The sequence below is a fragment of the Streptomyces sp. NPDC002092 genome (assembly GCF_053593775.1).
Window position 1 is genome coordinate 31,216 of the sequence record NZ_JBSFDG010000028.1, and the last position, 13,101, is coordinate 44,316.

Annotated in this window: 12 protein-coding genes; 5 read left to right on the plus strand and 7 right to left on the minus strand. The window is 69.8% G+C overall.

Annotated features, from left to right (window positions below):
- Positions 1-29 precede the first annotated feature (29 nt).
- The gene (locus tag ACWCRD_RS40850; protein ID WP_450970741.1) at positions 30-944 is read left to right on the plus strand and encodes a MerR family transcriptional regulator; all 915 of its coding nucleotides are present in this window, start codon (positions 30-32) and stop codon (positions 942-944) included.
- Between the two features lie 58 nt (positions 945-1,002).
- Positions 1,003-1,215 (plus strand): EF-hand domain-containing protein, encoded by a 213-nt coding sequence (locus ACWCRD_RS40855; protein ID WP_450970742.1) that lies wholly within the window; start codon positions 1,003-1,005, stop codon positions 1,213-1,215.
- A gap of 66 nt (positions 1,216-1,281) precedes the next feature.
- Here the strand turns inward: ACWCRD_RS40855 and ACWCRD_RS40860 are convergent, their stop codons facing one another.
- Complete coding sequence (locus ACWCRD_RS40860) at positions 1,282-2,190, minus strand: AraC family transcriptional regulator (protein ID WP_450970743.1); 909 nt, start codon at positions 2,188-2,190, stop codon at positions 1,282-1,284.
- 102 nt (positions 2,191-2,292) lie between these two features.
- On the opposite strand from ACWCRD_RS40860, the gene ACWCRD_RS40865 reads away from it, so the two are divergent.
- Together ACWCRD_RS40865 and ACWCRD_RS40870 are read left to right on the plus strand one after the other, a co-directional pair.
- On the plus strand, positions 2,293-3,294 hold the full coding sequence (locus ACWCRD_RS40865; RefSeq protein WP_450970744.1) for a zinc-dependent alcohol dehydrogenase family protein: 1,002 nt from the start codon (positions 2,293-2,295) through the stop codon (positions 3,292-3,294).
- A gap of 33 nt (positions 3,295-3,327) precedes the next feature.
- The gene (locus ACWCRD_RS40870; protein ID WP_450970745.1) at positions 3,328-4,077 is read left to right on the plus strand and encodes an NADPH-dependent F420 reductase; all 750 of its coding nucleotides are present in this window, start codon (positions 3,328-3,330) and stop codon (positions 4,075-4,077) included.
- Between the two features lie 17 nt (positions 4,078-4,094).
- Here the strand turns inward: ACWCRD_RS40870 and ACWCRD_RS40875 are convergent, their stop codons facing one another.
- Both ACWCRD_RS40875 and ACWCRD_RS40880 read right to left on the minus strand, forming a co-directional pair.
- Complete coding sequence (locus ACWCRD_RS40875) at positions 4,095-4,652, minus strand: GH25 family lysozyme (protein ID WP_450970746.1); 558 nt, start codon at positions 4,650-4,652, stop codon at positions 4,095-4,097.
- A 439-nt stretch (positions 4,653-5,091) separates the two neighbouring features.
- Positions 5,092-6,300 carry an MFS transporter gene (locus ACWCRD_RS40880; protein WP_450970747.1) on the minus strand — a complete coding sequence of 403 codons (1,209 nt, stop codon included), beginning with the start codon at positions 6,298-6,300 and terminating at the stop codon, positions 5,092-5,094.
- 89 nt (positions 6,301-6,389) lie between these two features.
- Here ACWCRD_RS40880 and ACWCRD_RS40885 point away from each other — a divergent pair, with 89 nt between their 5' ends.
- The gene (locus ACWCRD_RS40885; RefSeq protein ID WP_450970748.1) at positions 6,390-7,151 is read left to right on the plus strand and encodes a DeoR/GlpR family DNA-binding transcription regulator; all 762 of its coding nucleotides are present in this window, start codon (positions 6,390-6,392) and stop codon (positions 7,149-7,151) included.
- Between the two features lie 6 nt (positions 7,152-7,157).
- Here the strand turns inward: ACWCRD_RS40885 and ACWCRD_RS40890 are convergent, their stop codons facing one another.
- The 4 genes from ACWCRD_RS40890 to ACWCRD_RS40905 form a co-directional block, all read right to left on the minus strand.
- Positions 7,158-7,283, minus strand: a complete 126-nt coding sequence (locus ACWCRD_RS40890) for a hypothetical protein (protein WP_450970791.1) — start codon at positions 7,281-7,283, stop codon at positions 7,158-7,160.
- 291 nt (positions 7,284-7,574) lie between these two features.
- On the minus strand, positions 7,575-7,880 hold the full coding sequence (locus ACWCRD_RS40895; RefSeq protein ID WP_450970749.1) for a hypothetical protein: 306 nt from the start codon (positions 7,878-7,880) through the stop codon (positions 7,575-7,577).
- Position 7,881: 1 nt separating this feature from the next.
- On the minus strand, positions 7,882-11,790 hold the full coding sequence (locus tag ACWCRD_RS40900) for an RHS repeat-associated core domain-containing protein (RefSeq protein ID WP_450970750.1): 3,909 nt from the start codon (positions 11,788-11,790) through the stop codon (positions 7,882-7,884).
- Positions 11,787-12,515 carry a WXG100 family type VII secretion target gene (locus ACWCRD_RS40905; protein ID WP_450970751.1) on the minus strand — a complete coding sequence of 243 codons (729 nt, stop codon included), beginning with the start codon at positions 12,513-12,515 and terminating at the stop codon, positions 11,787-11,789. The genes ACWCRD_RS40900 and ACWCRD_RS40905 overlap by 4 nt, the downstream gene beginning before the upstream one ends.
- Positions 12,516-13,101: the final 586 nt, after the last annotated feature.

Below are 13,101 nucleotides of genomic sequence, written 5' to 3' on the forward strand. Positions count from 1 at the left end.
CACCCACTGGAAGGCCCAGACTCACACACATGATCGACGACGGCACCGGACTTTTCACCATCGGCGAGCTGGCGCGGTCCACCGGCCTGACCGTGCGCACCATCCGCTACTGGTCCGACGAGGGCGTCCTGACCCCCGTGACCCGCTCCACCGGCGGCTACCGGCTCTACGACGCCGAGTCCGCCGCCCGTCTGGAGCTCATCCGCACCCTGCGTGAACTGGGCCTCGGCCTGGACGACGTACGCAAGGTGCTGGACGGGGAGCGGACGGTCGCTCAGGTCGCGGCGGCACACGTGGTGGCGCTGGACGCGCAGATCCGCTCCCTGAAGGTGACCCGTGCGGTGCTGTCGACCGTGGCGCGACGCGGTTCGACCGCAGAGGAGATGACCCTGATGAACAAACTGGCGCGGCTGTCGGCAGCCGAGCGGGCCCGTATCGTCGAGGACTTCACGACGGAGATCTTCGACGGGCTCGACACGGCCGACCCCGACATCCGCAAGCGGATGCGGTTCGCCCCGGCGGACCTGCCGGACGAGCCGACCCCCGAGCAGGTGGACGCCTGGGTGGAGCTCGCCGAGATGATGCAGGACCCCGAGTTCCGGGCCCTGATGCGCAGGATGATCGAGTTCAACGCGGCGGACCGCGGCCCGGACGTGCCCGCGGGCACCTCGCTGTGGTTCATGAGCCGCCTGGTGCAGCTCGCGGGTCAGGCCCTGGAGCGGGGCATCGCCCCAGAGGCGCCCGAGGCCGAGGAGCTCCTGCGCGGGCTGCTCGGCGACGCGGACCCCGCCGAGGTGCTGAAGCGGCTGGAGGCGGGCTCCAACGTCCGGGTGGCACGCTACCGCCAGTTGTGGGCGGTGGTGGCGGGGCTCGGGCCGCAGGCGGCGTACGAGCCGGAGTTCACCTGGGTGGTCGCCGCACTGAAGACCCGCGTGGCCAGCTAATCTGACCTGCGTCAACACGACGGCAAGACACGCAGTCACGGAGAAAAGGGGCGGATCGGTGGCCGACATCGAAGCAGCGCGCAAGGAGTTCCAGCGGATCGACACCGACGGCGACGGGTTCATCACCGCCGCGGAGTTCAAGACCGCCCTCGCCCAGGGGGGCGACTGGAACGTCACCGAGTCGGTCGCCGAGGTGATCATCAAGAGCCGTGACCTGAACGGCGACAAGGTGCTGTCGTTCGACGAGTTCTGGGCGTACCTGAACAAGTAGGACGTGCCGGGGGTGCCTGTCCGCACGGCGGACGGGCACCCCTTCGTCATGCCGCGCGGGCCGGGCTCAGGACACCTGCCTCCGGTACTGCCCCGGCGCCACCCCGAACTCCCGCTTGAACGCCTTGGCGAAGGCGAACTCCGAGGTGTAGCCCGCGCGTTCGGCGATCCGGCGCAGGGGGAGGTCCTCCTCGCGCAGGAGGCGGCCCGCGGTCGTCATGCGCCACCAGGTGAGGTAGGTGAGCGGCGGTTCGCCGACCAGTGTGGTGAAGCGGCGGGCGAAGGCGGCGCGGGACACTCCGCTCTCGGCGCCGAGCTCCTCGACCGTCCAGGGGCGGGCCGGGTCGCCGTGGATGGCGCGCAGGGCCGCCGCCACGGCCGGGTCGTCGAGCGCGGCCGACCAGCCGGTGGCCTTGCGGTCGTGCTGCCACCAGGCGCGCAGGATGTAGAGCAGCAGGGTGTCGAGCAGCGAGGTGACGATGGCGTCCGAGCCGGGCTGCGGCTCCTCCAGCTCCATGCCGAGCAGCTCCACCGCCGCCCGCAGTGAGCGGTGGGCGCCGACCTGGGCGGGCAGGTGCACCACCTCCGGCAGCTCGGAGACCAGACGGTGGGTGCGGCTGCGGTCCATCTGGTAGGAGCCGCAGAGCAGGACCGCGTCCGGTGTGCCCTCCCTCGGCGCCGGCGGCGGCGCGGGCCACCGGTTGTCCGACCCGGGCCGTACGTGCTCCAGGGGCACGTCGAGCCCGCTGGCCAGCGCGTGCCCCCGCCCGTGCGCCAGGAACACCACGTCCCCGGGCCCGACCGCGACCGGCTCGCCCGCCGCCGGGACCAGCCATGCCGACCCGCGCAGCACCACATGGAACCCGGCCCCCGGGGATGCCTCGAACCGCATGCCCCAGGGCGCGTACTTGTCCCGGCGCGAGGAGTGCGGCCGCCCGGTGCGCATCGCGCTCACGGCGTCACTGAGTACGTCCATGTCCGTACGGTAGCCGGGCGCCGTACCGGAGAGACGATCGGACAGGAAAGGGAGAGCGATGGACATGGATCGTCTCGCGCCCTGCCGCCTAGCGTGTTCCGCATGCCAACTACCGCACGCACTGTGCTTTTTCATGAAATCGGCGGACCTGAGGTGCTGAGGGTCGAGGACGTGACCGTCCCCGACCCGGCGCCCGGCCATGTGCTCGTACGGGTCGAGGCGTTGGGCCTCAACCGTGCCGAGGCCCTCTTCCGGAGCGGCGGTTACTACTACCAGCCCGCCCTCCCCGCCTCCCGTCTCGGCTACGAGGCCGCCGGCCTCGTCGAGGCGGTCGGCGAGGGCGTGACCGAACTGGCCGTCGGCGACCCGGTGATGACCGGCCCCGGCATCGAGATGAGCGCGCAGGGCGTGTACGCAGAGCAGGTCGTCCTCCCCGAAAGCGCGGTCCTGCGCCGCCCCGCCTCCGTGGACGCCGTCACCGGCGCCGCGGCCTGGCTGACGTACACGACCGCGTACGGCGCCCTGCTGGAGACCGCCGGTCTCAGGCCCGGCGACCATGTGCTGATCACCGGCGCGTCCAGCGGCGTCGGCACCGCGGCGATCCAGGTCGCCCGCCGCATCGGCGCGATCCCGCTCGCCACCACCCGCACCGAGGAGAAGCGGGACCGGCTGCTGGAGCTCGGCGCGGCCGAGGTGATCGTCACCGGCGGATCGGCACCCGAGACCGTGGCCAAGGAGGTCAAACGGCTCACCGGGGGCAACGGCGCCGAAGTGATCTTCGACGCGATCGGCGGCCCCGGCTTCGGCCCGCTCGCCGAGGGGCTGGCACCGGGCGGCTCCCTGGTCGTCTACGGCTGGCTGGACACCCGCCCGGCCGAGATCCCCCGGAACTGGCCCTTCACCCTCCACACCTACGCCAACCTGATCCTCACCAGCACACCCGCCGGCCGCCGCCGCTCCACCGCCTTCCTCAATGCCGGCCTCGCCGACGGCGGGTTCCGCCCGGTCGTCGGCGAGGTCCTCGACGGCCTCGACCGCATCCGGGACGCCCACCGCCTGATGGAGTCCGACCGGCACACGGGCAAGATCGTCGTACGGATCTGAGGGAGTCTGTTCGCCGCACAGGCCCTCACCCGTTTGCCGCACCCGCGGAATAGGCCGCCGAACTCCGAGGTTGACGCGACCCAGACCTATGCACGTGCATCCTCCAGGGAAGGGCCTGTCATGAAGATCGGCATCATCGGCGCGGGCAACATCGGCGGCAACCTCACCCGGCGGCTCACCGCCCTCGGACACGACGTCTCCGTCGCCAACTCCCGCGGCCCCCACACGCTCACCGAGCTGGCCGAGGAGACCGGCGCGACCCCGGTACCCGTGGAGGAGGCGGCGCGCGGCGCGGAGGTCGTGGTGATCACCATCCCCGTCAAGGCGATCCCGGGCCTGCCGGCGGGCCTGCTGGACGGCGCGGCCGAGAACGTCGCCGTGATCGACACCGGCAACTACTACCCCCAGCAGCGGGACGGCAGGATCGCGGCGATCGAGGACGAGGGCCTCACGGAGAGCGCCTGGACGGCACAGCAGATCGGCCACCCCGTCATCAAGGCGTTCAACGGCACCTTCGCCCAGGACATCCTGGAGCGCCCGCGTCCCGCGGGCGACCCCGAGCGGCAGGCGGTCCCGGTCGCGGGCGACGACGAGGCCGCGAAGCGCGTGGTCAGGAACCTGATCGACGAACTCGGCTTCGACACGGTCGACACGGGCACCCTCGCCGACTCCTGGCGCCAGCAGCCGGGCACACCCGTCTACGGCCTGCGCGCGGGCGTGGACGCAGTGACCAAGGCACTGGCTCAGGCCCCCCGGGAACGCCCGGCGGACTTCAGGGCGTGACGGCGGGCGCGTGGCCGTCACCCACGGGCGGCCCACTCCTTCAGGGCGGCCTTGTCGGCGAAGTCCGCGACGTCCTTGTCGTGCGGCTCGCTGGTGTACTGGTGGAAGCGCCACTTGGCCTTGATGCGGGGCTTGCCCGCCGTGACGTAGTCGGCGATCCAGAGGCCGTCGCCGGCGTACGAGGTGGTGTCCACGTTGAGCCAGAAATCGCGGTTGGTGTAGAGGATGACCTGGTGGTTCGGCCGTAGCTCCTTCACCTTGCGGATGAACAGGTCCTTCTCCGCGTTGCTAGCGTGTGTTCCGGCGCTGGTCCGCTCCCAGTCCACGGCGAGGATGTCGCCCACCTTCGAGGGGGCGCGCTCGACGAAGTACTCCGCCTGCGCCTGGAGATGGCCCGGCCAGAGGAAGTGGTAGAAGCCGACGACGAGGCCGGCATTGCGACCGTGTTGCGCCTGGGCGCTGACTCTCGGGTTGATGTACGAGCGGCCCTCCGTCGCCTTGATGAAGGCGAAGGAGAGGCCGTCCGTGCTGTACGAGGAGGGCTGGTAGGCGCTTACGTCGATACCGCGCAGCATGGAGGACTCCCTGAAGTGCCGGTGGGGGGACAGCGGTTGAGTTATCCCCACCTTTGCACGGGTGATCCGTTCCGGATGTGGAAACGACGTGCAAAACGTCAACTCCGTTCGGCAGAGCGGCGTTCGGCAAACCGGCCGGGCAGCGTTGATCATCGGTGGCCGGCAGCCATGCGTCGATGACGGCTGCGAGTTCGTCCTGGCCGCCGAGGACGCGCCCGTTGATACCGACGGCTTGCGCCGCGCGCAGCGCTCTCGTGTACTCCTTGATCAGCGTCAGGGGGCCGGTGGACCAGGAACCGGCCTGGCGCATCCGGTCGGGCATGCCGTGACCGATTTCCGGCGATCAGCCGGCCGGGCAAAGGGCAGCACGTCGCCGACGGGGAGTGCCGAGACGAGGGCTTGTGCGGCACGGTTGTCAGGGACCGTGCCGCACAAGCGGTCAGTGGCGGCCGGCCGCCATCTCGGGCCCGCGGCTGTGGTCGGGCCCGGTGCGCAGGACGCCGGCGCCCACGGCGGTGGTCACGCACAGCAGGGCCAACAGGACGAAGGCGTGGTTGAGCGCGACGAGGTGGGTCAGCCAGCCGATCACGGCGGGGCCGGCGAGCATGCCGACGTAGCCGAGTCCGGCGACGCGCGAGACGTTGGCCCCGGCGGCCGAGGGGTCGGCGTGCCCGGCGGCGCTGAACAGTTGCGGGACACAGCCGGACAGGCCGAGGCCGAACAGCGCCCAGCCGCTGAACACGGCCCACAGCCACGGGCCGAGGATCACGAGGGTGATGCCGACGGCGGCCATGGCGGCGCCGTGGCGCAGGATCGCCAGGGAACCGAACCGGGCGACGAAGCGGTCGGCGAGCAGCCGGCCGACGGTCATCGCCGCGGCGAAGGTTCCGTACGCGAAGGCCGCCGTGCCGGCGGACGTCCCCATGACGTCCTTCAGGTGCAGGGCGCTCCAGTCGTTGGCGGCGCCTTCGCACAGCATCACCATCAGCGCCAGGACGGCCAGCAGCCAGACCCGGCCCGTGGCGCTGCGGCCCTCGGCGGCCGGTGACGTCTCGGCCTCCTGCGCAGAGCCGGGGCTCCCGACGGCGGGAGCGGCGGGCAGCAGGTCACGGGCCGCGGCCAGGGCGATCACGACGCCCGCGGCTCCCATGGCTCCCATGGCCGTGGCCGGGTTCAGGCCGACGCGTGCCGCGCCCGCTCCGGCGAGCGCGGCGAGGACACCGCCGACGGAGAACGTCGCGTGGAAGCCGGACATGACGGGGCGGCCGTACGCCTTCTCCACGTGGACGGCGTGGGCGTTCATGCTCACGTCGAGGCAGCCGTTGCAGAACCCGAAGACCAGCAGCGCGCCGGCCAGCGTCCAGGGATCGTGGGCGAGACCGGGCAGCAGCAGGGTCGCGCCGCAGAGCACCCCGCCGGCGGGTACCACGAGGCGGGCGCCGAATCGGTCGGCCAGGGGACCGGCCACCTGCATTCCCACGAAGGCGCCGAGCCCGAGCAGCACCAGCAGACCGCCGAGCGTGGCGTGGCTGATGCCCACGCGTTCCTCGATCGCGGGGATGTGCACCACCCAGGCGCCCATCAAGGTGCCGCAGAGGACGAAGTAGACATAGGTCGCCACACGGGCGGCTCGCAGGGAAGGCTCCATGCCGCCACCGTAACGAACACTTATTGTGTTTGAAAGCCCGAGAAACGAACAGATTGATTGTTCGTTTCTCGGTGGTGTTCAATCGCGGCATGAGTAACGCAGACCGGCACGGGCTGATCGCGAAGGTCGTCAGGGACTCCGGAGCCGCCACGGTCCAGCACCTCGCGGGGCTGACCGGTGCCTCGGAGATGACCATCCGGCGCGACCTCGACACGCTCGCCGCCCAGGGGGTCCTCGAACGCGTCCGGGGCGGGGCACGCACCCTGCTGCTCCGGGGCGAGGAGCCCCCCTTCGCGCTGCGCGCCAACGAGGCGGTCGACGCCAAGCGCCGGATCGCCGCCGAGATCTCCGCGCTCATCGCCGACGGCGAGAGCGTCCTGCTGGACAGCGGCACCACCTGCCTGGAGGTCGCCCGCCTCCTGCGCGCGCGGCCGGTCACCGTGATGCCCCTGTCCCTGCAGGCCGTCCACCTGCTGTCCGAGACACCCGGCCCGGCCACACTGGTCGTGCCCGGCGGACAGCCCCGCGCGGCCGAAGGGGCCCTCACCGGGCCCCTCACCCTCGCCTCACTGGCCGCCCTGCGCTTCGACACCGCCGTCATCGGCTGCTGCGGGCTGACCGCGGGCGACGGCCTGACCGCCTACGACCTCGACGACGCCGCGGTGAAGAAGGCCGGCATCGCCTCCGCCCGCCGCGTCATCGCCGCCGCCGACGGCAGCAAACTCGGCCACACGGCCTACGCCTACGTCGGCCCCGCGGCCCTCCTGCACACCCTGGTCACCGACACCACGGCGGCCGCCGACGAGGTCACCGCGCTCGAAGCGGGCGGCACCGTCGTCCGGACGGTGTGACAGGCTCTAGCACGGGGTGCCGATGAGGTCGGTGGCGATGGCGAAGAAGCGGCGGTCCACCTCTTCCTGCCGGTCGTCGGCGGTGAGGATGCGCTCGGTCTGGGCCAGAGGGACGACGTCCCGGTGGCGCATCGCGTCGAAGGCGCTGCGGGCTGCGTTGTACCGTCGGGCGGCGTGTGCCGCGCGGCATGGCGATGTGTACTGCTGCGGGGATGTCGTCGATCAGCTCATGCAGGGCCAGGGCGGATTCACCGGACAGGACGGCGGGAGGAGCCCGTGCGCACACGGCCCAACACTCGATGATGTTCCGCCGTCCCGCCCCGTGGCCCACGCTCCCGACGGCTGCACGCGCTCCTGCGGATCACGGTCCAGCAAGATCGGACAGTCCCACTCCAGCCACGACTCGGGCGCAGGTGCGGGAATTCAGAGCGTCCAGGCGGGCGACCCGGTGGGTGGGGGCGGTGTCGGCTGCCACGTCGACCGGTCGGCCTCAGGATCCCAGTACGGCACGCCGTCTCCGTAGTAGAGGAGGTCCGCCCAGAATTCGGGCATCTCGTGGAAGATCAGGTCGTCTTCGGAGTCGAAGGTCTTCCCGTCCCAGTGCCGGTTGACACGGGCGACTGCCTCGGCCGGCGGGATGTCGAACCGGTTCACCATGTCGTCGACGATCTCGTCGAGGTACTCCTCGGCCTCCGGCACCGCCCGCATGAGGTATCTGGACGCCGTCATGTCAGAGGACCCCCTGTAGTCCGCGGTTGAAGATGGCTGCCGCCTCCGGAGTGTAGATGGCGATCTGGTGACCGGTGAGCCTGGCCGGCTTGCCTTGGTTCAGGAAGCCCTTGAGATTACGCAGCATGGGGCCCTCCACGCTGTCGTAGTTGTGCATCGGGCCGCCCGTGCGGCTGTTGCGCAGGAAGTCGTCGAGTTCCTTGCTCGGCCCGTCGAACTTCTTGTTGTTCAGCTTGTCCAGGTCTTGCTGCGAGACTCGGAAGTGCAGAACTGCCGGCTCGGCCCCAGGCGTGCGTCCGGCGATGTTGTGGGCCCATTCCTCTGCTTGGGTGCGGTTCTCTGTCGTGTAGAAGCCGCCCTTACCGAAGTCCATGTTCCGTTTGCTGAAGTTCGGGTCGACGCCGTTCTTCATGATCGCTTCCGCGCCGGCTTTGGTGGTCCCGTGGTAGAGGTCGCGGTAGGGGGACAGACCGAGTGGGTCGGTCAGGGAGGAGGGGTTGTCCACGTATGCGACCGGGTTGGGCGCAGGACTCAGGCCCAGCGGGTCCGGGCTCAGGTAGCGGCCGGTCCCAGGGTCGTAGTAGCGGTGGAAGTTGTAGTGCAGCCCTGTTTCCGAGTCGAAGTACTGGCCGGGGAACCTCAGCGGTGTGTAGGCGGTGGAGTCGCGAGCCCAGGCCGTGCCGCCCCAGAGTGCCGTGCGGGCCCGCCAGGCGATCTCACCGGATTCGTCGACGAGTTCTGTGGGGGTGCCGACGAGATCGGTGACAATGGCGAAGAAGCGCCGGTCGATTTCTTCTTGCGGCGTGTCGGCGAGGGAGGCGGCGCGATTCCGCGCCGGATTCGCTTTGTATTCGGTCTGGGCAATGGGTGTCAGGCCGTCATAGTCCCAGGCGATTGAGACAGCGGGCGCGTCGGGACGGGTGGCCGTCTGCTCGGCGAGAGTGGCGCCGTCCCATGTGAAGGAGATCTCCTCCGTCACCTGCCCGTTGGCGGCGAGTCGGCGTTTGGCGATGCGGCGGCCGAGTGGGTCGTAGGCGTAGCGCCAGGTTCCTCCATCTGGTGTCATCGCCTCGATGAGACGGTCCTCGGCGTCCCAGGAGAATTTCCACGTTTCCGGGCCTCGGGAGAGCCGCTTGCGCTGCCGGAGAGTCATCCGGCCGAGCCCGTCGTGCTCGTACCGGACGTTCCCCGCGGCGGTGATCCGGGTGCCGGTGTACTGACGTTCCCCCCGGCTGTCGGACATGGGCAGGGGGTCGGGCCACTGGCCCTCCGACTGGTTTCCTGCGGCGTCATAGGCGTATCGCTCGCTCCAGTCGCGAGCGGTCACGGCTGTGACGCGCCCCATCGCGTCGAGCGAGTGGTGGCGGTGCCCCTGCACCGGGTCGTCGATCCCGATGAGGTGGCCGTCAGGGCGGTAGGAGAATTGGCGGTGCTGCAGCACTCGGGCGCCTGGCCCGGTCAGTCGCTGGGCGGCGAGGCGACCCGTGCTGTCCCAGCTCTGCGTGATCTCGCAGCCGGCGCCGAAGGAGCGCGCGATCTCGTGGCCGGCTGCATCTTGGGTGAAGCGGAAGACACGACCGGCGGTGGTCATCCGCGCGGTGTGTCCGGCCGCGTCGTACTCCCAGCTGGTCGTCGCGCCGAACGGGGTTGTGCGGCCGGTCCTGCGGCCCAGGATGTCGTGGGTGAAGCGCAGGGTGCGGCCGTTGTGGCTCTCCGAGACCAGCCGTCCCGTCTCGTCGCGGGTGTATTCCAGAACCGCCTCCGCATTCGCGGCGCGGGCCAACCTGCATGCCGCGTCGTAGGCGTAGGTGGTGATCTGGCCGTCTGCGTTCTTCTCGACGATGTTGCCGAGTACGTCGTAGGCGAGGCGGACAACCTGTCCCAGCGCGTTCGTACGGGTGACGAGCTGCCCGGCGGCGTCGTGAGTGTAGGCGATGGTGCGGCCGTCGAAGTCACGTTCGCGGGTGAGGCGGCCGAGTGGGTCGTACTCGTAGTCCCAGGTGAGGCCCGTCGGATCGGTCACACGGGTGAGGCGGAGCGCCGCGTCGTGGGTGAACTCATGGCGGACCCCGTCGGGCGTGGTGCGGGCGCGCAGCACGTCGAAGTGGCCGTACTCGAATGTGGTGACGCCGCCTATGGCGTCCGTGTAGGTGACGCAGTTGCCCTCGTCGTCGTAAGCCCATGACTCCTGTGCGCCGTCGGGGCCGATGCGGGTGGTCGTCCTGCCCTCGGCGTCCCGGACGAATCGCGTGGTGTTGCCGAGCGGGTCGATGACACCGGTGATACGGCCGAAGGCGTCGCGTTCGTAGCGGGTGACGTTGCCCAGGGCATCGGTCAGGGAGAGCGGAAGCCCCGCCTCGTCACAGCGGATCCGGGAGGTCTGGCCGAGGGCGTTTGTCACGGATACGGGACGGCCCCTGTCGTCGTGGGCGTACCGGGTGACCACCTCACCAGGTGCGGTCAGGACGGTGGCATTGCCGCGTGCGTCGTACTCCTGGTGCCAGACGCTGCCGTCCGGATCGGTCAGCGTGGCAGGCAGGCCCAGCTCGTTGTACGTGGTGGTCGCCCGCCGGCCGTCGGGGCGGGTGACGGCGGTGATGCGACCGTAGTCGTCGTACTCGAACGACGTGGTACGGCCCAGGGGGTCGATGACGGCGGTGAGCCGATCGAACTCGTCATGCGGAGTCTGGGTCGTGTTGCCGAGCGGGTCGGTCTCGGCCACCACTTGGAGGCGATCGTTGATCAGGTAGCGAGTGGTGTGCCCGGCGGCGGTGGTGGCCGTCGTGACCCGGTAGCCGGTCTCGGGATCGATCTCGTCGTAGGTGAAGCGCAGGGCGATATGGCCGGCCTCCCCGCCCTCCGCGACGCACCGGTCCCGGTCGTCGTAGTGGTACTCGTAACGGCGGTCGTTGCTGTCGGTCCACGACGTGACTCGGTCACGTTCGTCGTAGGTCAGGTGCAGCGATCCGCCGGAGGCGCTGGTGACCGCCGTGAGATCGCCATCGGTGTAGGCGTAGCGCCGGACAACCGTCCCGGCCAGGTGAAGCGCGGTGATCCGGCCGTCCTGAGCGGTGAGCGTGAGGTGATGGCCCGCGTGATGGCGGATGGAGGCCGGGGCGCCGGTGTGGGCGTCGTAGTCGAAGGTGATCCAATTGCCGTTGCGGTCGGTGATCTCGTCCAGCAGCGCCAGATCCGGATCGTGGGCGGCCGCGGTGAAGTGGCGAGTGTGACCGGAGTCGGGGTCGTGGACGGCCCAGTCGCCCTCGGCGGTACGGGCCAGCGACCAGCGCGGGCCGCTGGCGGGTAGGACCCCAGCACCGCCGGGTTCGGGGTGCGGGTACGACAGCAGCAGGCCGCCCTCGGTGACGAAGACCACGCCGCGTTCGTCCACCTCCAAGCGCTGGTCGGCAGTCGAGGACCAGGAGGGCCCGAACCAGCGTCCCACGCGGTACCCGGACTCGACGCGGCGGTGGAAGGCAAGGGGCAGAGTGCCGGGAAGGAGGACATCGGTCTGCGGCAGGAACATCCGGCCGCTGGCCATGTCGACGGGGTCGCTGCCACCGGAGTTCACCGAGTTCGGCGGGCGGGTGTTGTTGTGCGGATGCTGGTTGTCCAACTGGTCACGAGCCCGCTCGGGCTGACCGGCGTTCGAGGAGGAAGGCGCCTCGCCCCGCCCGCCGCCCGACGCGTGGGGCGTCTGCGGCAGGTCCTCCTTCCCGCCGCCCTTGAGGATCTTCTCCATTTCGGCGGCGTGTCTGGCGTCGTTCTCGACGTGGTTCTCGGTGACTCTCTTCAGCCGGGTGCCGGTGTCGTGGTAGAGGTTCTTGACCGCCTTGCCGGCGTCCTCGCCGATGGTCTTTCCCAGCTTCTCGGCACCGTGTTCCAGGGCCTTGACGATCTGATTGCTCACTCGAAGCTCACCCCCGCCAGCTTGTTCCGGAACGTCTCGGCGTGCGAGGCGACCGTCACGGCGTGGCCGCGCATCAGCTCCGCGTGCGCGTGCATCTGCTCCGGATCGATCGAGAAGCCTTCACCCAGTGAGCCGGTCCCGGCGGACACTCCGAGCGCCGACTCGGCCGTCTGGAACACCAGCCCGGTCACGGCCCGGCCGACGGTCTCCACCAGCGGGTCGATGGCGGCTTCGATGACCTGCCCGATGATGTACTGCTCCAGCTGCTGTTCGAGGTAGTCCGTCAGCTTCTCGGCCGCCTCCACGACCAGCACCTCGGCGGCCTCGGCGAGACCGAGGGTGGCCACCGCCGCCGCTTGGTCGGCGATGAACGTCGCTGCCAGTACGGCGAGTTCGGCGATCGCCTCGACCTTCATCCCCACGATGACGTCGGCTGCCACGTCCAGCGCGGTGGCCACGGTGTGACAGGCCTGGATCAGCTCGCTCATATGACTGTTCGACAGCTGCGCCCACTTCGCCAGCAGCGCCTCGTAGGAGGCTCCCTGGTAGTGATCGCCCAGCCGCTTGATCGTTGCGGTGGAGTCCTGATGGGTGTTGTCCACGCTTTCGGCGAACTCACGCACGTGCGAGGCAAGCTCACGGACCTTGTCCTCATTGACGTTCGGCCAGTTCACCCCGATGAACTGAAGGAACGACACCACTTCACCCGGCAGTTCGATCGCCACAGCGCCCCCGTCACGCTCGCAACGCATACCTACTCAGTGATCGTAGGAATGGTTCGGCAATGGGAGCGCAAACGATTCGTCCATCTTCAGTGATCTTGGAGCCGGACGGGGTGATTCGTCACAACTGCCATGGGACCGGTCTCAGTTGCTCGGCTGGCCAGCGGGCACACCCCGGTGGCGAGCCGGACTGCCTCGACGTGGAGAGATGACCCAACCAGCTGTGTTGACCCTGAGGACCCACAGGCGCGGGCCACTTCGCCAGGCGGTGCTGTGACCAAGTGCGTCAGATCGCGGGGGAGAGCAGGGCCCGACGCGCTTGCGTCGTCGTGAATGTGGGGGAGAGGCCGGCCATCCGCTGTTCCAGGCGCGAGTTTCCGCAGCGTCCACGTATCGAATGGCACCCCTCAGGTGGACGCAGGGATCGATTTGATGCGTCCAGTGGCGGATGAGCGGCATATCCGGTGTTGATCACGTGCTGCGAAACCGCAGGTCAAGAGCCCCTTCCATGGGGACTTCCCGGGGACTTTTCAGGGACTTTCACGCCTGTCCCAGGGACATTCCGGGGACTTTCCGCCAGGTAAGCAGG